Origin of the sequence: Kribbella sp. NPDC026611 (genome assembly GCF_040638345.1) — a bacterium.
Lineage (GTDB): Bacteria > Actinomycetota > Actinomycetes > Propionibacteriales > Kribbellaceae > Kribbella.
Genome location: NZ_JBEZYC010000009.1, coordinates 170,080 through 189,948 on the forward strand (window position 1 = coordinate 170,080; position 19,869 = coordinate 189,948).

Below are 19,869 nucleotides of genomic sequence, written 5' to 3' on the forward strand. Positions count from 1 at the left end.
GACTACGGTGGGTGTGGTAACGGACCCGAATCCGCTCCGTAGGCTAACAAGCCCTCCGGTCGGCCGCGGCGTGCCCCCGGGCAGCCTTACGGAGTTCTTTCCTGCGGCTGGGAAGCGATTACCCCGTGACATGGGGTGCGAGCAATGTCACGGCGATCAGCGCCGCCGGGAAGCAGGCCAGGAACAGCGTGAAGGTGTAGCCCATGATGTCGCGCGCCTTCAGGCCGAGGATCGCCAGCGTCGGCAGCATCCAGAACGGCTGCAACAGGTTCGCACTCGCCTCACCGAGGTCGTAGACGACGACCATCCAGCCCGAGTCGACGTGGAGCTCGTTCGCCGCCTGCAGGACGTACGGCGCCTCGATCACCCACTTGCTGCCACCGCTCGGGACGAAGATGCCGAGCACGCACGAGTAGATCGCGACCAGTGGCGGGAACAGGAACTGGCTGCTTGCCTGCACCAACCAACCGGCCAGCCGCGCGGAGATCCCGGTGTAGGCGATCATGCCGAAGATCCCGCCGTACAAGGGGAACTGGAGCAGTACGCCGGCGGCCGCCGGTGCACCGTCGCGCACCGCGCGAGCCATCCGCCACGGCCGCCAGTGCAGCAGCAGCGCGAGCAGGAACAGGATGAGGTTGACCGTGTTCAGGTCCAGCGCGTTGAAGAAGCTCTTCCCGCTGAAGTAGCGGACCAGGTAGACCGCACCGAGCAGCACGATCAGCAGACTGAACAGCGGTGAGTGCTCCAGCCAATCACCCGGCCGCCGTACGTCGCTCTCCTCGCGCTGGCCGTTGTACGCCGACCCTCGCCCGATGAGCGGCTTCAGCTCGATCCCCAGGTGCTCCGCAGTCCGCGCACTGGCTTCACCAGGCGCGATGAACCAGGCCATCGTCACGCCGACGATGTACACGATCAGCGTGGCCGCCACTGCCTGCCAGGTGAAGATGGTGTCGCTGAGCGGGATCAACCCGCTCGCGTGCCCGCCGGCCTTGATCACCTCCTGCACCGGCGCCGGGCTGCTGCTCGCACTCGCCACCTGTAGCGCTGCGGAGCCGGACAGGCCCTGAGCCCACACGGTGCCCAGGCCGAGGAACGCCATCGCGCCCAGTGCGCGGTAGTCCGCCTTCGGCACGTTCCGCGCGACCTCTCGCGCCAGGATCGCGGCGAAGATCAGGCTGAAGGCCCAGTTCAGGTACGACGCCAGCATCGCGATCCCGGCCACGAACGCGACCGCGCCGCGCGGGCTCTTCGGGATCCGCGCCAGGCGCGTGATCAGGCGGGCGACGGGTCCGCTGGTGGCGACGGCGTACCCGCCGATGATGATCATCGCCATCTGCAGCGTGAACGTGATCAGCGACCAGAACCCGACACCCCACGCGTCGACCAGGCCGAAGCCCTTCGTCGCGGCAGGGTCGTCGGGCCGCTTCAGCAGCGGCTCACCGGAGATCAGGCCGAACAGCAGCACCACGAACGTGCCGACCAGCACGAATCCGAACGCGTCCGGGAGCCACTTCTCGGTGAAGCCGGTGAACCGCAGCGCGATCCGGACCAGCGGGCCCTCGGCCTCCACTCCGTCGTGCTTGGCGTGCTTCCCATGGCTGTCGGCCATGACCCTCCGCTCCTGGACCACGACTCTCGGTTGTCACCCCGATTAACGCAGCTCGCCGCCTGACGTAACAGGTTCCGCGCCCGGGGGTGACAAAGACGACGTTTGTCAGGAGTTGTCCACAGCCACGCGGTCTGCTTACAGTGGCGAAGCGATGTATCGAACCGATACATCAGGTCATGACAAACTGGACCGAGGGAGGTGGCTCATGGGAAACCGCAGTGGGGTCCTGGAGCTCGCCGTACTCGGTCTGCTGCACGAAGCGCCGATGCACGGGTACGAGCTCCGCAAGCGCGTCAACGCCCAGTTCGGCTGGGGACGCGTGCTGTCGTTCGGTTCGCTCTACCCGGGTCTGAAGGCGATGCTCCGCAACGGGCTGATCACGGCCGACCCCGGGACGCCGGAGTCCGGTCGCCGGCCCAAGATCGTGTACACGATCACCGCCGACGGCAAGGACTACTTCGCGCACGCGATGCACGAGGCCGGTCCGTCGGCCTGGGAGGACGACACCTTCGGCGTCCGATTCTCGTTCTTCGGCCGGACCGATCCGGCCACCCGGTTGCGCATCCTCGAGGGCCGCAAGGCCCGGATGGAGGAGCGGCTGGCCAACTTCCGGGCGGCGATGAGCCGGACGGCGGAGCGGGTCGACACCTACACCCTCGAGCTGCAACGGCACGGCCTGGAGTCGGCCGAGCGCGAGGTCCGCTGGCTGAACGAGCTGATCGACGGCGAGCGGAACCGGCAACGGCCCCCTGACCAGCACCAACCGCCTACCCAAGGAGATTCCAGATGACCTCGATCCGCGTAGCGATCGTCGGCGTCGGCAACTGCGCCAGCTCGCTCGTCCAGGGCGTGCACTACTACCGCGACGCGAAGCCCGAGGAGCGCGTCCCCGGTCTGATGCACGTCGTGTTCGGCGACTACCACGTCAAGGACGTGGAGTTCGTGGCCGCGTTCGACGTCGACGGCAAGAAGGTCGGCCTGGACCTCGCCGACGCCATCGGTGCCAGCGAGAACAACACGATCAAGATCTGCGACGTACCGCCGACCGGCATCACGGTGCAGCGCGGTCACACCCTCGACGGCCTCGGCAAGTACTACCGCGAGACCATCACCGAGTCCGACGCCGCGCCGGTTGACGTGGTCGCGACGCTGCGCGAGGCGCGTGTCGACGTCCTGGTCTGCTACCTGCCGGTGGGTTCGGAGCAGGCGGCCAAGTTCTACGCGCAGTGCGCGATCGACGCGGGCGTCGCCTTCGTGAACGCGCTGCCGGTCTTCATCGCCGGCACCAAGGAGTGGGCGGACAAGTTCACCGCCGCCGGGGTGCCGATCGTCGGTGACGACATCAAGTCGCAGATCGGTGCGACCATCACGCACCGGGTGCTGACCAAGCTGTTCGAGGACCGCGGCGTCACCGTGGACCGGACGTACCAGCTGAACGTCGGCGGCAACATGGACTTCAAGAACATGCTCGAGCGCGAGCGGCTGGAGTCCAAGAAGATCAGCAAGACCCAGTCCGTCACGTCGCAGCTGCGGGATGAGATCGACGCCCGCAACGTGCACATCGGCCCGTCCGACTACGTGGCCTGGCTGGACGACCGCAAGTGGGCGTTCATCCGGCTCGAGGGCCGCAACTTCGGCGACGTCCCGCTGTCGCTGGAGTACAAGCTCGAGGTCTGGGACTCGCCGAACTCGGCCGGCATCATCATCGACGCGATCCGCGCGGTGAAGATCGCCAAGGACCGCGGCATCGGCGGCCCGATCCTGTCCGCCTCGTCGTACTTCATGAAGTCGCCGCCGGAGCAGTACGCCGACGACGTCGCGCGCGAGCAGGTCGAGAAGTTCATCCGCGGTGAGGTAGACCGCTGATCGGTAGTGCCCCGCTCACGGGGTACTAAGGAGGTGTGCGGCTTCACGTGGGGTGTGCTCAGTGGACACATCCCGCGTGGCCGCAGCCTTCCCGCTCGAAGCTGCAGTCCTACGCGACGTGGGTGAACGCGGTCGAGAGCAACACCACCTTCTACGCAACGCCGTCGATCTCGACGGTGAGGTCCTGGGCTGCACAGACGCCGGAGGACTTTCGCTTCGTGGCGAAGGTGCCGCAGCTGATCTCCCACGAGCGCCGGCTGACCAACGCGGATCTGGAGCTTAGGCACTTCCTTGCTGTTCTGGAGCCTCTCGGCCCTCGGCTGCAAGCGGTGTGGATCCAGCTCCCGGCCTCCTTCGCGCCCACTGATCTCGGCACTCTCGCCGCCTTCCTGCACCAGGTCCCGCGCGACCGTCGGTACGCCGTCGAGGTCCGGCACCCTGATTTCTTCGCCGATCCGCGGGCCGCGCTGAATCTCGAACGCGTTCTCGCCCGGGTCGACGCCGAGTGGATCCCGTTCGACACCGGCACGCTCTTCGCGCGTCGTCCGACCAGCTTCGCCGAGCGCGACGCGCGGATGAAGAAGCCGCGCGTCGCTCGCCGGACCCGCGCTCTGACCGGTCATCCCGTTGTCCGCTACATCGGCCGCGACTCCGTGGCCGAGACCGTCGAGGGGTGGGCGTACCTCGTCGACCTCGTGGTGGAGTGGCTCACCGAGGGCCGGTCCCCGACGATCTTCCTGCACACGCCGGACAACGCCGAGGCGTTGAACCTCGCCCGGCGGTTCCACGCGGCCGTGTCAGCGGTGCTTCCTGGTCTCGAGCCGCTCCCGGAACCGGTCGCGGTCGAGCCGCCGACGCTGTTCTGAGTTATCCACAGCTGAAAAGTTCCCCGTCGAGCCGGGGCCGGATCTCCGTATGTTCTCCGCCGAATCCACACCTCGGGAGGACATCTCATGGAGCACACGGACGTTGCAACGACTGGCTCGACGACTGGGTCGACCGCTGGGTCGACTGCCGGCGCGACGGCTGACGAGCGACGGGCGCGAACCGAATGGCTGGTCGACGAGCTCGGGCGGCTCGCCGGCGCGAGCGACAATCCGCAGGAGCAGGCGCGGTACCGCCGAACTGCGGACTCACTCGTCCGGCTGGCGATCGCGCTGCGCCCATGACCGCCCCGCCCATGGCCGCCCCGCCGACATCCGCGGCCGAGCTGTTCGCGGTCAGTGCGGAGGTGGCGCGCGAGCTCGCCGGGGCCGAACACTCCGCCTGGAACGGGCAGGTCTACGAGACGACCGGCACGATCCTCGGCCTTGCGCACTGGGACGGGAGTCTCTATCTCGATCGCGAGTGCATCGTGGAGCCGCTCGAGCGGATGTACGAGCACGCCGGCGAGGAGCAGCCTGGCCCGACGCTGGTCAGCTACCGCGAGTCGCTCGGGACGCTGCTTCACGAGCAGGCTCATTTCCTCGGCCCTTTGGACGCCTCCCAGGAGGCCGCCTGTAAAGCCTTCACCGAGCCCGGCACCCGCCAGCTCGAGGAAGGTGTCACGGAAGCCTGGACCCAGGACCATCTCGACGAGTACATCCGTCGCCTCGGCATCGATCAAGTTGCTCCCGGCATCGAATCCGTCGACGCCGGTGGGTACTACCCCGCCTTCGTCCCGGCGGTCCGCCGAATCACCGCCGAGCTCGAGTCGCGCAGCGGGCTTGCCCACGGCGAGCTCGTCGATGTCCTCAACCGCCGAACCGCCTCCGACCAGGTGGCGCTGCTGACCACAGTCGTCTACAACGCCTCCAACCTCCCCGCCCTCGAACCACCCGAAGGCGACACTCGCACCCGCCTCGAAGCCGTCATCCGCGACCACCTGGCCCGCCTCGACCACTACGAGCAGTCCCCACCCGGCCACGCCGCCGCCCGTTCCCACCTGACCGCCGGCCTCCTCCTGGAAGCCCTCGACCACGAGATCCGAGTCGTAGAGTCCGCGCTCCTGACCCACCCGACCGCCTGCGAACTGCCGGCCCCCGCGGCTCGCCTGACACCCTCGCCCCTCCACCCGCCCCTCCACACGCCCATCCACTCGCCCCTCCACACGCCCCTCGCCGGCACCTCCCGTCCGCGCACAGCCCGCAGCACCACAGCTGCCACGGCGCGCGCAGGACGGGTACGGTGACCGGCGTCGAGGAAAGGACTGGAATGAACCTGGTTGCTGAGAGTGCTGCCCTCCTGGACGGCCTGGTGGACATCCGCCGGGCTCTGCACCGCGAGCCCGAGGTCGGACTGCAGTTGCCCAAGACGCAGCAGCTCGTGCTCGACGCTTTGGGCGGGCTGCCACTGGAGCTGACCCGCGGTAAAGAAGTGACGTCCGTGGTCGGCGTGCTGCGCGGTGCTCAGCCTGGTCCGACCGTGCTGTTGCGCGGCGACATGGACGCACTGCCCGTGGTCGAGGAGACAGGTCTCGACTACGCCGCAGAGAACGGGAACATGCACGCCTGCGGCCACGACCTGCACACGGCGGGCCTGGTGGGTGCAGCCCGGCTGCTGAGCGCCCACCGAGAAGAGCTCCACGGGAATGTGCTGTTCATGTTCCAGCCCGGTGAGGAAGGTCTCGGCGGAGCCGGGTACATGCTCCGCGAACGTCTACTCGAAGCGACAGGCGACAAGCCAATCGCGGCGTACGCCGTCCACGTCTGGTCGCAGGCGGCGAAGGGCACCTTCCAGACCCGCGCCGGCACAATGATGGCCGGCTCGAACCAGCTGCACATCACCGTTCACGGCAAGGGTGGCCACGGCTCGTCCCCCGACCTGGCGGTCGACCCCGTGCCGGTGGTGGCTGAGTTGGTCCTCGCGCTGCAGACCTACGTCACTCGCCGCGTGAAGGTGTTCGACCCCGTCGTCATCACCGTCACCCAACTCGAGGCGGGCGTCGCGATCAACGTCATCCCCAACTTGGCCCGGCTCGGCGCCACCGTCCGCACGCTCTCCGACACGACCTTCCAGCAGCTGTCCGCCGAGCTCCCCGCGCTGGCGGAGCGCATCGCCTCAGCTCACGGCTGCACGGTCGACGCGCGCCTCGACCTGCAGTACCCGGTCACCGTCAACCACCCCGAGCGGACCCCCGAGGCCGCATCGATTCTCGAAGCCGTCTTCGGTTCCGACCGCGTGGAGCAACTTCCCAACCCCTTGATGGGTGCTGAGGACTTCTCGATGGTCCTTCAGGAGGTGCCCGGCACGTTCATCATGCTCGGCGCCCGTCCCGACGACGTCCCCGCCGACGAAGCGCCGTCCAACCATTCGTCCGTCGTCCGCTTCGACGACGCCGTCCTCTCCGAACAGTCAGCCGCCTTGGCTCACCTGGCGACCCACCACCTCATCCCCGGAGCCGCGAGCCAAGGGTGAAGCCTGTGGCTGGTCGGTCCGCCAGAGGCCGACCAGCCACAGGGACTAGGAAGCGCTGACCGCGAGGGTGTAGCCGCCTCGGCTGCCGTACGTCGAGTAGCCGGTGTTGAGCGGGTCGCCGTAGCCCACGTTGTCGATGCGCAGGTAGTACGTACCCGGCTGGAGGGTGGCGCTAACACTGGCGCCGAGCCCGGTCGGGGTGCCGGCGTCCGCTTGGCCGGAGGCTGGGTCGTCAGAGGCGATGACGCTGCCTGAGCTGTCGAGCAGGTCCAGCTTGATGTCGAGGTTGCCACCGGTCGGCGCGGGGTTGGCGCCCGCGGTGTAGTTGCCGGCGGCACTGACATCCACGCGGTAGACGTCGGTGTCTGTCTCGGTCGCGATGAATCCCGACACCGGAGTACCGACGGTCAGCGCCGCGGCAGCGGCCGTCGTGTCACCGGCTTCGTCGGCGCGCAGCGCGAGACCATGCGTGCCGATGACCGCGTAGTCGTCCTCCTTGTTGTTCGCATCGGCGTACTCGCCCTTGCTCCACTGGCTGATCCCCCGGTAGTACCCGACGCCCATGATCGGAGCCCATGCACCATGACCCTGGTAGTAGCCGACCGTCGACGTCCCGTCGTGGTTCAGCCCGACGTTGTGCCCGGCTTCGTGCGACGCCGCCTCGGCGAGGTTCTTCGCGCCCGTGCTCACGCCCTTCGTGAACACCAGCGCCGGCTGGTAGTAGTCGTGCTGGCTCGTGCTGTCGTACACCCCGATGTACGCGACGCCGCCGCACCCGCACCCGGACTGGTACCAGGTGTCCGGATCGATCAGCACCCGCGTGCCGTACTGCTGGTCCGAGGCACCGGACCGGTCGATCGCCGACTGCGGCGGTTCCTGCGTCGTCACGTCGACGTCGAAGGTGGCGTAGTCCTCCGCGACCCGCGCCCAGACCTCGTGGACGACGTCCTGCTCGGCAGTGCCGAAGTTCGCCGGGTCGCCGTCGGTGTCGTACGCCGACACGTTGACCGGGTCGATGCCCTTCGACGCGTTCCACGCCGTACCGGTGATGGTGTGACCGTCGAAGTCGAGGTAGATGACGCGGTTCGACCCGGGCTTGCTGTGCAGCTCGAACGCCGGACCGGTCGCGCCCTGCACGGCCGACTTGGCCCACCGTGGCGACGCCTCCGGCGACTTCTGCGCGGCCGTCAAGACCGGTTCGCGGAAGAACAGTTTGCTGTCGGCATCGAGCCAGGCGGTCCTGTCGGTCGCCAGGATCTGCCGCAGCTGATCGGTCGGCAGGCCGTTGTGCGCGGCAACGTCGGCGAGCCGCGACTGGACCTTGCCGATCGCCTGACTGCCGATCAGCGGCGTGGACAGCAGTTGGTCGACCGGCGTCTGCTGGGCGTCGGCCTGACCGCCCAGCGCGACCGCCAGGCCTCCGAACGCGACGACATCGGCACACGCGAGCGCACCGGTTCTGCGGATCTTGCTCATCGGATTCTCCTCACACCCCCCGCGGGCGGGATCCCCCCGAACCCGGGGCCGTCGATCTCGGTGGGAACGACGGCCCCGGGCAGCTCACAGGTCCTACGGCCGGCCCATGGACCGCGGCCGGCGCACGGCTCAGCCGTTCGTGACGCGGACCGAGTAGGCCCCGCGGCTGCCGTACGTCGAGTAGCCGGTGTTGAGCGGGTTGGCGTAGCCGGTGTTCTCGACCCGCAGGTAGTAGCGACCCGCGGTGACCTGCCGGCTGATGCTGGCGCTCAGTCCGGTCGGCGTGGCCGAGTTCGACTGGCCGGACGCCGGGTCCGCCGTTGCGACGACCGCGCCGGACGAGTTCAGCAGCGAGAGCTTGATGTCCAGGTCTGCACCGGACGTCGCCGCGCTCGCCGCGAAGGTGAAGGTGCCGGCGGACAGATCGATCCGGAAGGTGTCGACATCCGCGTCGTCCGCGTAGATCCCGGGCACCGCGGTGCCGAGCGTCAGCGCGGTCGCGTCGGTGGTGCCGTTGCCGTGGTCGTCGGCCCGCAGCGCCAGGCCGTTCTGGCCCATCACCGCGAAGTCGTCTTCCTTGTTGTTGGCCCCGGAGTACTCGCCCTTGCTCCACTGGCTGATCGCCTTGGAGTAGCCGACGCCCATGATCGGAGCCCACGCGCCGTGGCCCGCGTAGTACCCGACCGACGCGGTGCCGTCGTGGCTCAGGCCGACGTTGTGCCCGGCCTCGTGGGCGGCCGCCTCGGCGATGTTCTTCGCGCCGGTGCCGACGCCCTTGGTGAACACGAGCGCCGGTTGGTAGTACGAGTGCTGGCTGGTGTTGTCGTACACCCCGACGTACGCGACGCCGCCGCACCCGCAGCCGGACTGGTACCAGCTCGTCGGGTCGATCAGGACGCGCGTGCCGTACTGCTGGTCGGACGAGCCGGACCGGGTGATCGCCGCGGCGGCCGGCTCCTGCGTGGTCACGTCGACGTCGAACGGCGCGTAGTCCTCGGCGACCCTGGCCCACACGTCCCGGACGACGTCCTGCTCGGCCGTGCTCCAGCTGCTGGTGTTGCCATCGGTGTCGTACGGCGTGACGTTGACGGTGGCCGGCTTGCCGCCGGTGTTCCACGCCGTGCCGGTGATGGTCTGACCGTCGAAGTCGAGGTAGATGACACGGTTCGAGCCGGGCTTGCTGTGCAGTTGGAAGGCCGGACCGGTCGCGCCGGCGACCGCGCGGGTCGCCCAGCGCGGCGAGGCAGCGGCGGAAGTCCGGCGTTCGGCCTTCGTGGCGGCCGGTTCGCGGTAGAAGAGCTTGCCGTCCCGGTCCAGCCAGCTGGCCTTGTCGGTGGCGAGGATCTTCTGCAACCGGTCGGCGTTCATGCCGTTGCGGTCGGCGAGCTCGGCGATCCGGGACTGGATCCGGCCGAGCGCAACCTTGCCCTGCAGGTCCTGGCCGAGCAGCTGGTCGATCGAGGGCGGAGCGGGCGGCCGCGCGGACTGCTGGGCGTCGGCCTGGTTTCCGGCCACGACGGCGACAACGCCGAAGGCCAGGGCGCCGGCGCTCGCGAGGGCGGCGATGCGGCGGGGGCGGGATGGCATGAAGGGGTCCTCCTCGGGGACTCCGGGCGTGCCTCACTTGACACAAACACGGGCGGTGTGCAGGGGCGCACTGTGCGTAGACTGCCCGAACGAACCGCTTCCGGTCTAGATTCGTCTCGCGATTTAACGCCGACTTACGGAGGCCGCGATGCGGTTCATGATGGTGTTCAAGGCCAGCGAAGAGTCCGAGGCGGGAGTGTCGCCGAGCGAGCAGAGCCTGACCGCGATGGGCCTGGTGATGGCCGAGATGGCCGAGAAGGGCGTCCTGCTCGCGGGCGACGGGCTGCGGCCGAGCTCGGAGGGCTTCCGGCTGTCGAACGAGGCGGGCAAGCGCCGGGTGATCGACGGTCCGTTCGCGGAGACCAAGGAGCTGATCGCCGGGTTCTGCCTGATCGAGGTCGCGTCCCGCGAGGAGGCGATCGAGTGGGGCTGGCGGTGCGTGATGGCCGACGGAGGGCAGTCGGGTCAGCTGGAGATCCGGCCGATCCAGACCGCGGAGGACTTCGGCGACGAGTACACGCCCGAGGCGCGGGCCCGCAGCGAGCAGTCGTTCCAGAAGGCCGCGGACAACCTCAAGAAGACCAGCTTCTAGAAGACGAGCACCTGGCGGATCGTGCTGCCCGCGGCCAGGTCGTCGAAGGCCTGGTTCAGGTCGTCCAGCCCGACGGTCGCGGTCAGCAGCTGGTCGACCGGGAGCCGCCCGGCTTGGTAGAGGGCGACGTACCGGGGGATGTCGCGGGACGGGACCGACGAGCCGAGGTACGAACCCTTGAGCGTGCGTTCCTCGGCGACGAGGCTGACCGCGGGGATGCTGAACGACTGCGACGGGTGCGGCAGGCCGACGGTGACAGTAGTGCCGCCCCGCCGGGTGGCGGCGTACGCCTGCTCGAGCACCTTGGCGCTCCCGACCGTCTCGAACGCGTACTCCGCTCCGCCGCCGGTAGCGGCTCGCACCTGGTCGACGGCGTCGAGGTCACGTCCGTCGATAGCGACGGTCGCGCCGAGCGACTGAGCCAGGGCGAGCTTCGACGGGACGACGTCCACCGCGAAGATCGGATGTGCGCCGGCGAGGACGGTGCCGAGGAGCGCGGAGAGGCCGACGCCGCCGAGACCGAACACCACCGCGCTCCGCCCCGCGCGGACCTGTGCGGTGTTGACGACCGCCCCGACGCCGGTCATCACCGCACAGCCGAACAACGCCGCGATCTCCGGCGGCAGGGCTGGGTCGATCTTCACGACCGACCGTGCGGACACGACGGCGTGATCCGCGAAGCCGGATACGCCGAGGTGGTGATGCACGCCGTCCAGGCGGCGGCTCCCGGACAGCAGAGTGCCGGCGGTGTTGGCGGTGGCGCCGGGTTCGCAGAGGGCGGGGCGACCGTCAGCGCAGGGCGCGCAGGCGCCGCAGGCTGGGACGAACGCGCAGGCAACCACGTCACCCGGCGCGAAGCCGGGAGACTCGGACTGGATCACCTCGCCGGTTGCCTCATGGCCGAGCAGCATCGGCATCACCCGCGGCCGCGAGCCGTCGATGACCGAGAGGTCCGAGTGACAGAGGCCGGCGGCGCGAATCCGGATCAGCAACTCACCAGGTCCGGGCGGAGCCAGTTCGACTTCTTCGATCCGTAGTGGTTGCGACTCGGCGTACGGGCGGGCCAGACCCATCTCCCGCAGTACGGCGCCACGCACGATCATCCGGTGATCCCCTCGAGCGCGGTGCGGATGGGGTCCGGAACCGGGACCGGGCGGCGGTCGGCCCGGGTGACGAAGACGTGGACGAAGCGACCGGTGGCGGCGGGTTCATCGGCGCCCTCGCGGAAGAGGGCAATCTCGTAGCGAACGCTCGAGTTGCCGAGCCGGCCGACGCGCAGACCGGCGTCGACCACCCCCGGGAACTCGAGTGGCTGCTTGAACGTGCACTGCGAGTCCACGCACAGCCCGATCACGTCACCGCCGAGGATGTCCAGCCCACCGGCCCGGATCAGGAAGTCGTTGATCACGGTGTCGAAGAAGCTGTAGTACTCGACGTTGTTGACGTGACCGTAGACGTCGTTGTCCTTCCACCGCAGGGTGATCGTCAGGTAGTGCGGATACGCGCCACGGTCCATCCGCCCACCTTAAGGGGGTGTCTCGGTTACGGCTTGCGGCCGACTCCGACCCAGAGGCTGCACATGATGTCGGTGAACTCGCCCTTCTCCACCAGGCGGTTGGTCTCCTCGTCCGGGTACCACCGGAACGGCGAGACGATGCCAGGCTCGACCAGCTCGAGGCCCTCGAAGAAGCGGGAGACCTCCTCGTGGCTGCGGACCTGCGCGTCGCCACCGTCGGCCTTGTAGACCATCATCGCCCGCTCCCACAGGTCCGGCGCGAAGTCCGGCGTGCAGTGCGAGAAGATCAGCAGCGACCCGGGGGCCAGTGGCTCGACGAGCTGGGCGACCAGGTCGTACGGCTTGAGGTAGTCCGGCAGGTAGTGGAAGACACCGACGATGCTGAGCGCGACCGGCTTGCTGAAGTCGATGAGCTCCTTGACCTCGTCGGAGTCGAGGATCGCCTGCGGTTCGGTGACGTCGGCCTCGAGGTACGCCGTCCTGCCCTCGGGGTTGCTGACCAGCAGCGCCCGCGAGTGGGCGAGCACGATCGGGTCGTTGTCGGCGTACACGACGTGCGCCGACGGGACGATCTCCTGGACCACCTCGTGCAGGTTCGGGCTGGTCGGGATGCCGGTGCCGATGTCGAGGAACTGGGTGATGCCCTGCTCGGCCGCGTACCTCGCGGCCCGGTGCATCCACATCCGGTTCGACAGGGCGGCGGTGCGGAACCCCGGGAACGCCTGGAGCAGGTGCTCGGCGGCCTGGCGGTCGATCGCGAAGTTGTCCTTGCCGCCGAGGAAGTAGTCGTAGACCCGGGCCCCGTGCGGTCGGTCGAGCTTGAGCTGCTCGTACATCCGGGCGTCGACCTCGGGGTCCTGCGATTCAGTCATGAATGTCCCATCCGCGCTACTGCTCGGCACCGAAAACCATCGTAACCGGCGCACAACCGTGCGTAACACCGGCAGCTTGACCCTACCGCTTCACGAGGCCGCTGCCACTGGCTCGGGCGCGTCCGCCGGTGGCCTTTACGCAGGATTGAATTGACACTGTCTGATGAGGGAGAGGGGACGTCATGGGTGACGTGATCGTGGGGCGGCAGACAGCGGCATTCGACCGGGAAGTCGTGGTCTTCCTGATCGGGATGCGGGTGAACTCCGTACGGAAGGTGCGGGAGTGGCTGCCGGTCGTGCGGGCGATGGGTCCGATGCTGCAGGAGCTGATGAAGGACAAGGAGAGCGGGCTGCTCGGGTTCCGTACGCTGCCGACGTGGCGAGGGGTCACCCTGATCCAGTACTGGGAGTCGGTGGAGAAGCTGCAGGCGTTCGCCGGCGACACCGGTCGCAAGCACCGGCCGGCCTGGGTGGACTTCTTCCGGAACTCGTTCAAGGGCGGCGCGGTCGGGATCTGGCACGAGACGTACGTCGTGCCAGCCGGCAACACCGAGACGATCTACGGCAACATGCCGCTGTTCGGCCTCGGCCGGATCGCCGGCGTCGAACCCGTCGGCAAACGCGGCGACACCGCCGCCGAACGCCTCGGCCACAACTAACCAGCCGCGACCGCGCAAGCAGAAGCGGCCGGGCAGCGCCACCGCCGAGCAGCGGCTCCTCCGGGCAGCGCCTCCCCCGGGCAGCGCTGGGGCCTGGGCAGTGGCTCGTTTGGGCGGGGGCGGACCGGCCGGGGTTAGTCGGACCAGAGGCCGATGCGGTTGTTGTCGTGGTCGCGGAAGATCGCCATCGTGCCCAGGCCGGGCACGGTCCACAGGGGCGTGTCGACCGTGGCGCCGAGCTCCACCGCGCGCGCCAGCGTCTTCTCCACGTCACCGACGGAGAAGTACGTGACGATGCCGACCGCCTGCGTCGGGGAAGCCTCGCCGATGCCGCCCGGCAGCGTGCCAGGTCCAGGCTGGACGAGCGCGTAGTTGGCGCCCTCCAGCAACTGCAGCTTCCAGCCGAACAGCTCGGCGTAGAACGCCCGCGCCGAGGCGCCGTCCGTCGCGGTGATGTCGACCCATGCCGGGTGCTTGCTCTCCATGCCCGGTACGTCGGAGCCAGCCATCCGCTCTCGACATGTCCGGCGGTTACAGTGCAGGCGTGCGGTTCATCCGTGATCTGTGGACGCTGCTGCAGCGACGCGACTTCCGGCGGCTGTTCGCGGTCCGGCTGACGTCACAGTTCGGCGACGGCGTGTTCCAGGTCGCGCTGGCGTCGTACGTGCTGTTCTCGCCCGAGCGCGCACCTGACGCGGCTGCGATCGCCGGACTGTTCGCGGTGTCCCTGCTGCCGTACTCGATCCTCGGCCCGTTCACCGGCGTGCTGCTCGACCGGTGGTCCCGCCGGCAGATTCTCTTCGCCGCCAATCTGACCAGGGCCGTGCTCGTGATCGCGGTCGGCTCGGTTGTCGCGATCGGCAACGCCGGCGTCCCCTTCTATCTCGCCGTACTGCTGACACTCGGAGTGAACCGCTTCCTCCTGTCCGGCCTGTCCGCCGGACTCCCGCACGTGGTTGAGCGCGACGAACTGGTGATGGCGAACGCCGTCACACCGACCTGCGGTACGGCGTCCTTCCTCATCGGCGGCGGCGTCGGCGCGGGAGTGAAACTGATCGCCGACTCGGACCTGGTCGTACTCGGGCTGACCGTGGTCGTCTACACCGCCGCAGCCTTCCTCGCGCTGCGGCTGCGACGCGACCAGCTCGGACCGGACCTGAAGGGTGACGAACCCGGGCTGGCCGAAGCGCTGCGGTCCATCGCGACCGGCCTGGTCGACGGCGGCCGGCACCTGAAGGAGCGGCGCGAGGCGGCACTCGGTCTGGCGGCGATCGGCTCGCTGCGGTTCTTCTTCGGGCTGATGACGGTCGAGATGATCCTGCTCTACCGCAACTACTTCTACGGCCCCGGCCAGCTCAACCAGGCGTTCGGTGGGCTGGCCATCGCGACCGGTGCGGTCGGTGCGGGGCTGTTCATCGCCGCGCTGGTCACGCCGTGGGCTACGCGGGTGATGTCGCTGCACCAGTGGATCACTCTGCTGTTCGCGGCCGCGGCGGTGGTGAGCGCCGTACCGATCGGCCTGTACACGCAGCCCGCGCTGGTGGCCGGTGGGCTGCTGACCGGGTTCTGTGCGCAGGGCGTGAAGATCAGCGTCGACACGCTCGTGCAGACGCGTGTCGACGACGTGTACCGCGGCCGGGTGTTCTCGCTGTACGACATGATCTTCAACGTCGGGCAGGTCTCCGCGGCCGCGCTCGGCGCGGTGATCCTGCCCGACAACGGGAAGTCGTACCCGGTCCTTGCCTTCATCGTGATCGGGTTTGCGGCCAGTGCTCTGGTCTACGGACGGCTCAGCTCAGGTGCCGCGAAGCGCGGTGATCGGCTGGATCGCGGAGGCCTTCCAGGCGGGATACGTGCCGGCGACCAGGCCGATGAACGCACCTAGGAAGGGTGAGCCGAACGCGAGCCGGTTGTCCAGGATCGGGGTCCAGTCGCGGACCCAGGACACCGACACGGTGAGGATGACGCCGACCGCGGTACCGAGCAGGCCGCCGAGGAAGCCGACGATCACGCTCTCCACCAGAAACTGGAGGGCGATGTGTCGTCGCGCGGCGCCCAGGGCCCGGCGGAGACCAATCTCCGAGATCCGTTCGAGGACGGACAGCAGCGTGACGTTCGCGATCCCGAGGCCGCCGATGAGGAGCGCCACCGCGCCAAGGAGCAGGAACAGTGCGTTGAGGTCGGACTCGACACCCTTGCGGACGGCGCCTTGTTTCGGTGGGGCGTCGACGCGGAGCGTGCTGGGGTCGTTCGGCTGGATCGCGATCGGGGCCTGGCCGGCGATCAACTGGGCGGCGCCGACGGCGGTCCGGATCTCGAGCGCGTCGGGTGACTCCAGCTTGTAGGCGTCCTCGGCGGTGCCGTTCGGCATGATCACGGCGTCGTTCAGCTCGGCGCGGCCGGAGACGGAGTCGAGGATGCCGATCACGGTGTAGGGCTGGTCGCCGATGAACACCGCCGGCTGGGAGTCGACCCGGTTGATGCCGAGCCGCTCGGCCGCATGCTTGCCGAGGACAACGACTTTGTCGGCGCGCTGGTCGTGCCCGGCGTCGAAGAACCGGCCGGTCTTGAGCACCGCGCGTACTGCGTCCCAGAGCCCGGCCGAACCAGCCATTACCCGCAGAGCCTTGCCCTGGCCGTCGTCCGGACCGGTGACGTTCTGCACCAGGTCGTCGCCGATGTCGAGGTTGCTGACGGTGCCCGCCGCGTCGACCCCGTTCAACCGCTTCACACGCTCCGGCGCATCCCATGGGAGTTGCGTAGCCGCCTCCCCCTCTTGCCCGCCTTCGTCATCCGGCTGTACGACTACCCGCGTGGCAGCGGCCAGGTCGAACCGCTGCGTGATCTGCCCGGCCGCCGTCTGCCCCAGCCCGACAGTCCCCACCAGCGCAGCAACCCCCAGCACAGTCCCGAGGGTGGTGAGGATGAGCCGGGTAGGACGAGCCGCCACCCCGGCCAACGCCTCGTCCAGCACGTCCCGCAAAGCCGGCCCAGATCTCAGCCGCGACCGGCGCGGGCGGGCGGAGCCGGTGGCAGGGCTGGTGGCGGAACCGGTGGCAGGGCTGGTGGCAGAGCTGGTGGCAGAGCTGGTGGTGGATGCACGGCGCACAAGCCCGGCCAGCAGCAGCCGCGGCCGGAACCGGCGCCGACGGCGACTGCGCTGGTTGGTGGACGGCCCGCCGGCGGGATCCGGGGGGCCTGCTTGGGTTACCACTGGAGGGTCCCGTCGACGATGCGGACCTGGCGCTGCGCGCGGCGGCTGACGTTGTCGTCGTGGGTGATGACGGCCAGCGTCATCCCCTCGGAGTGCAGTTCGTCGAACACTTGCAGGATCGCCTCCGCGTTGGCTGTGTCCAGGTTTCCGGTCGGTTCGTCGGCCAGCAGCAGGCTGGGCTCCGCGACCAGCGCCCGCGCGATGGCGACCCGCTGCCGCTCGCCGCCCGACAGCGTGGTCGGCGCGAACTCCATCCGGTGCGCGAGCCCAACCCGCTCCAGCGCCACCCGCGCGCGAGCGAGACGCTGCCGCCGCGGCACCCCGACGTACACCATCGAGAGCGCGACGTTCTCCAGCACGGTGCGGTGATCGAGCAGGTGGAAGGACTGGAAGACGAACCCGATCCGCTCCCCCCGCAGCACCGCCCGGCGCCGCTCCCGCAGGCTCATCGTGTCCACGCCGTCGAGCCGGTAGACCCCGCCGGTCGGGTTGTCCAGCAACCCGAGCAGGTGCAGCAACGTCGACTTCCCCGAGCCGGACGGCCCGACGATCGACAGGTACTCCCCCTGCCCGATCGTCAGATCCACCCCGTTGATCGCCTGCACCTCAGGCGGCCCGGGGAAGAACCGCCGGACGCCGATCATCTCCACCACCGGCCCGGGCAACGCCACAGCAGTCGCACTCATCGCCCGACCACCACCTGATCGCCCTCGGCCAGCGTGGCGTCCCCCGCCGGCGTGACCTGCGCGAACCCGTCCGCCGTCAGCCCTACCTTGACCGGGACCAGCTCGACCTTCCCGTTCCGCAGTACCTCGACCCGCGACCCACCGTCGGAACCGGACGACAACGCGGCCACCGGTACGGCGAGAACCTTGCCCGCCGTGCTCTTCACCGGGATCGTCACCCGCACGTTCGCGTCCCGGAGCAGCGCGAGCTGACTCGCGGTCAGCGTCTTCGGCGCGACCACCACGTTGTACTGGGTGCCGCTCTTCGCGACCCGCAGCACTTTCGCGGCGATCGTCGTACCGTCGAGCTCGAGCGCCGCCGCCATCCCCGCCTTCAGCCGCTGCGCGGTCGCCGCGTCGACCTTGAGCGTCACGACCAGCGACGCACCGCTCGCCGACATCACCACGCCGTTGACCGTCCCGCCGCGCTCGACCTTCACGTCGTCGACCCGGCGCGGCAGCGTCTTTACGTAGACGACCTCCGACACCGGCAGCGGCGTACCGGCCTTGAACTTCGCCTCGCCCAACGCCTCCTGGGCGTCTGCGAGGTTCTGCTCCGCGTCGTCGACGGCACCTTGTTGGACTGAGGTGTCCTTCGCATGGGCCGTCTTCGCCGCCTTGAGCTGGGACTCCGCCTGCCGGAGCTGCTTCTTCGCCGCGTCCACCTGATGCTTCGCGGCGTCGACCTGTTGCGTGAGCTGCTTGTCCGGCTCGGGCGCCTCGTACCCGGCCTTCTCGTAGAGCCGCTCGACGGCCGCCGAAGTGTCCAGCGTGTACTCGTCGTCCACCGTCCCCGGGTCCAGCCCGAGCCGGTCCAGCGTCTGCTCGAGCTGCAGTACGTCGGGACCCTTGCTGCCCGGCGACAACGCGCGGTACATCGGCAGGACGCCGGCCAACCCGATCACCGGGCGCCCGGTGATCTCCAGCAACGCCTTCCCCTCGGTGATCGTCGAGCCGACCGCAGGGACCTTCCCGGTCACGATCGGCGGGGTGCTCATCCCGCTGGTCTCGACCCGGATGTTCACCGCGCCGTCGAAGGACGCGTCACCCCGGCCGACCACCTTGCTGGACAGCGCCTTCTTCTCCACCGGCACGGTGATCTGGGATGCCTTCGGCGGGCCGGTCTTGGCGGCGGCGTCCTCCGGCGAAGTGATCCGGCTGCCCGCGGCCACGCCGATACCGAGCGAGACCGCGGCCACTGCGGAGACTCCGACCAGGACCCGGCGCCGGGACTTGGGCGTAGCGCTCACCGGTTCGCCATCTCGTCGCGGTAGGCCTCGAGCTCGGTCTTGTGCTGGGTGACGAACTCCTTCTCCGCTGCGTACTGCACCTTCTTGTACGCGTCGTCGAACTTCTCCTTCTTGCACTTCTGATCGGCGACCGCGAGGGCGATCTCGAACTTGCGCAGGTCGGCCAGCTTCGCCGAGTCGACCTTGTCGAACGACGGCGGTCCGATCAGCGCCTTGCCCTTGCCCTTGACCGGCGGCGTGGTGCCGGTCAGCGTGTCCAGCTTGGTCTGTACCTGCTGCCGCGGGTCGTCGACCTTCTTGAACCCGGCGTGCCCCGCGTCGGCCAGGCAGTCGGACCACGCGGTGGTCGCGGCCACGACGCCCGGGTCGGCCTCGATCTGCTTGGACAGCGCCTCGAGGTCCTTGAACAGGCTGTCGAACTTCTTGAAGTCGGCGGCCCGGTCCTGACCCTTGCCGTAGACCTGCTCGACCGCCTTGCCCCGGCAGCCGAGGTCCAGCTTCCCGGAGTTGGTGGCCTTGCCGCCGTCGGCCGGGAGTGCCACCACCGAGCCGTTCGGGCCGGCGTTCGGGCCGTTCAGCGCCTTGTCGTACGCCTTCTGCGCAGCCGGTGAGAGGGCATTGCGGATCTTCGTGTTCGGGTCGGAGTCGTCCTGGCCGGCCTTCGACCAGTCGATCGTGCTGATGCCGTACCCGTACTGCTCGGCGAACTTGTCCGGCGGCAGGTTGAACGCGTCGCTGAACTTGCTCTTCGCATTCTGCTCCGGCGGTACGGCGACGTACTCGAACCCGGCCGTCTTCATACAGGCCGCGGTGGCGTCCTCGACCTTCCGCTGCTTGGCCAGCTCCTCCTCGGACGGCTGCCGCCCGCCACTGGCCCGGGTGACGCGGAACATGCCACCGGAGCTGGAGAACCCCTCGCCCATGTACTCCGCGAGCGGGCTCTTGTCGCCCTGCTGGTCCCCGCCCACCGGAGCGTTGTCCTGTCCGTTCCCACATCCGGCGAGCGCCAGGACCGCGACGACGGCGAGTGCTGATGTCTTCTTCATGGCGTGGAGCGTGCCGCCGGGCCGGTGAAGAACCTGTGAAGGACCGGTTTGCACCCGATGC

The 19,869-nt window shown here is 69.0% G+C and carries 20 protein-coding genes; 9 read left to right on the plus strand and 11 right to left on the minus strand.

Annotated features, from left to right (window positions below; translation table 11 throughout):
- Positions 1 to 118: 118 nt before the first annotated feature.
- Positions 119 to 1,609, minus strand: a complete 1,491-nt coding sequence (locus AB0E69_RS32135; protein WP_360154729.1) for a TIGR00366 family protein — start codon at positions 1,607 to 1,609, stop codon at positions 119 to 121.
- 205 nt (positions 1,610 to 1,814) lie between these two features.
- Between AB0E69_RS32135 and AB0E69_RS32140 the strand changes: the two genes are divergently transcribed.
- The 6 genes from AB0E69_RS32140 (at position 1,815) to AB0E69_RS32165 (ending at position 6,871) form a co-directional block, all read left to right on the plus strand.
- A complete protein-coding gene (locus tag AB0E69_RS32140; RefSeq protein WP_360154732.1) occupies positions 1,815 to 2,399 on the plus strand; it encodes a PadR family transcriptional regulator in 585 nt (194 codons plus the stop codon).
- Positions 2,396 to 3,475 (plus strand): inositol-3-phosphate synthase, encoded by a 1,080-nt coding sequence (locus tag AB0E69_RS32145; RefSeq protein ID WP_360154735.1) that lies wholly within the window; start codon positions 2,396 to 2,398, stop codon positions 3,473 to 3,475. Before AB0E69_RS32140 ends, AB0E69_RS32145 begins: the two co-directional genes overlap by 4 nt.
- Positions 3,476 to 3,522: 47 nt before the next feature.
- A complete protein-coding gene (locus tag AB0E69_RS32150) occupies positions 3,523 to 4,341 on the plus strand; it encodes a DUF72 domain-containing protein (RefSeq protein WP_360155290.1) in 819 nt (272 codons plus the stop codon).
- Between the two features lie 87 nt (positions 4,342 to 4,428).
- Positions 4,429 to 4,644, plus strand: coding sequence for a hypothetical protein (locus AB0E69_RS32155; RefSeq protein WP_360154738.1), 216 nt, complete (start codon positions 4,429 to 4,431; stop codon positions 4,642 to 4,644).
- The gene (locus AB0E69_RS32160; RefSeq protein ID WP_360154741.1) at positions 4,641 to 5,645 is read left to right on the plus strand and encodes a hypothetical protein; all 1,005 of its coding nucleotides are present in this window, start codon (positions 4,641 to 4,643) and stop codon (positions 5,643 to 5,645) included. Before AB0E69_RS32155 ends, AB0E69_RS32160 begins: the two co-directional genes overlap by 4 nt.
- 23 nt (positions 5,646 to 5,668) lie before the next feature.
- Positions 5,669 to 6,871: a M20 family metallopeptidase gene (locus AB0E69_RS32165; protein WP_360154744.1), complete on the plus strand. Its 1,203-nt coding sequence runs from the start codon at positions 5,669 to 5,671 to the stop codon at positions 6,869 to 6,871.
- A gap of 45 nt (positions 6,872 to 6,916) precedes the next feature.
- On the opposite strand, the gene AB0E69_RS32170 is transcribed toward AB0E69_RS32165, so the two are convergent.
- Together AB0E69_RS32170 and AB0E69_RS32175 are read right to left on the minus strand one after the other, a co-directional pair.
- Positions 6,917 to 8,347, minus strand: a complete 1,431-nt coding sequence (locus AB0E69_RS32170; RefSeq protein WP_360154747.1) for a pre-peptidase C-terminal domain-containing protein — start codon at positions 8,345 to 8,347, stop codon at positions 6,917 to 6,919.
- Positions 8,348 to 8,476: 129 nt separating this feature from the next.
- A complete protein-coding gene (locus AB0E69_RS32175; RefSeq protein WP_360154750.1) occupies positions 8,477 to 9,934 on the minus strand; it encodes a PPC domain-containing protein in 1,458 nt (485 codons plus the stop codon).
- A gap of 148 nt (positions 9,935 to 10,082) precedes the next feature.
- On the opposite strand from AB0E69_RS32175, the gene AB0E69_RS32180 reads away from it, so the two are divergent.
- Complete coding sequence (locus AB0E69_RS32180; RefSeq protein ID WP_360154753.1) at positions 10,083 to 10,526, plus strand: YciI family protein; 444 nt, start codon at positions 10,083 to 10,085, stop codon at positions 10,524 to 10,526.
- Here AB0E69_RS32180 and AB0E69_RS32185 read toward each other — a convergent pair.
- From AB0E69_RS32185 to AB0E69_RS32195, 3 genes are read right to left on the minus strand one after another with little or no spacing between them, the layout of a single operon-like run.
- A complete protein-coding gene (locus AB0E69_RS32185; protein ID WP_360154755.1) occupies positions 10,523 to 11,629 on the minus strand; it encodes a zinc-dependent alcohol dehydrogenase family protein in 1,107 nt (368 codons plus the stop codon). The two genes, AB0E69_RS32180 and AB0E69_RS32185, sit on opposite strands and share 4 nt — an antisense overlap.
- Positions 11,626 to 12,042 (minus strand): thioesterase family protein, encoded by a 417-nt coding sequence (locus AB0E69_RS32190; protein WP_360154758.1) that lies wholly within the window; start codon positions 12,040 to 12,042, stop codon positions 11,626 to 11,628. Before AB0E69_RS32190 ends, AB0E69_RS32185 begins: the two co-directional genes overlap by 4 nt.
- Before the next feature lie 26 nt (positions 12,043 to 12,068).
- Positions 12,069 to 12,914 (minus strand): SAM-dependent methyltransferase, encoded by an 846-nt coding sequence (locus AB0E69_RS32195; RefSeq protein WP_360154761.1) that lies wholly within the window; start codon positions 12,912 to 12,914, stop codon positions 12,069 to 12,071.
- Between the two features lie 182 nt (positions 12,915 to 13,096).
- On the opposite strand from AB0E69_RS32195, the gene AB0E69_RS32200 reads away from it, so the two are divergent.
- Positions 13,097 to 13,573 carry a DUF4188 domain-containing protein gene (locus AB0E69_RS32200; RefSeq protein WP_360154763.1) on the plus strand — a complete coding sequence of 159 codons (477 nt, stop codon included), beginning with the start codon at positions 13,097 to 13,099 and terminating at the stop codon, positions 13,571 to 13,573.
- 134 nt (positions 13,574 to 13,707) lie between these two features.
- Here the strand turns inward: AB0E69_RS32200 and AB0E69_RS32205 are convergent, their stop codons facing one another.
- On the minus strand, positions 13,708 to 14,082 hold the full coding sequence (locus AB0E69_RS32205) for a VOC family protein (RefSeq protein WP_360154767.1): 375 nt from the start codon (positions 14,080 to 14,082) through the stop codon (positions 13,708 to 13,710).
- A 35-nt stretch (positions 14,083 to 14,117) separates the two neighbouring features.
- Between AB0E69_RS32205 and AB0E69_RS32210 the strand changes: the two genes are divergently transcribed.
- Positions 14,118 to 15,458 (plus strand): MFS transporter, encoded by a 1,341-nt coding sequence (locus AB0E69_RS32210; RefSeq protein WP_360154770.1) that lies wholly within the window; start codon positions 14,118 to 14,120, stop codon positions 15,456 to 15,458.
- Here AB0E69_RS32210 and AB0E69_RS32215 read toward each other — a convergent pair.
- The 4 genes from AB0E69_RS32215 to AB0E69_RS32230 are packed head-to-tail and all read right to left on the minus strand — an operon-like array spanning position 15,369 to position 19,808.
- Complete coding sequence (locus tag AB0E69_RS32215) at positions 15,369 to 16,787, minus strand: ABC transporter permease (RefSeq protein WP_360154773.1); 1,419 nt, start codon at positions 16,785 to 16,787, stop codon at positions 15,369 to 15,371. The genes AB0E69_RS32210 and AB0E69_RS32215 overlap by 90 nt on opposite strands.
- Positions 16,781 to 17,473, minus strand: coding sequence for an ABC transporter ATP-binding protein (locus tag AB0E69_RS32220; RefSeq protein ID WP_360154776.1), 693 nt, complete (start codon positions 17,471 to 17,473; stop codon positions 16,781 to 16,783). The genes AB0E69_RS32215 and AB0E69_RS32220 overlap by 7 nt, the downstream gene beginning before the upstream one ends.
- The gene (locus AB0E69_RS32225) at positions 17,470 to 18,762 is read right to left on the minus strand and encodes a peptidoglycan-binding protein (RefSeq protein ID WP_360154779.1); all 1,293 of its coding nucleotides are present in this window, start codon (positions 18,760 to 18,762) and stop codon (positions 17,470 to 17,472) included. Before AB0E69_RS32225 ends, AB0E69_RS32220 begins: the two co-directional genes overlap by 4 nt.
- A complete protein-coding gene (locus AB0E69_RS32230; protein WP_360154782.1) occupies positions 18,759 to 19,808 on the minus strand; it encodes a hypothetical protein in 1,050 nt (349 codons plus the stop codon). The genes AB0E69_RS32225 and AB0E69_RS32230 overlap by 4 nt, the downstream gene beginning before the upstream one ends.
- Positions 19,809 to 19,869: the final 61 nt, after the last annotated feature.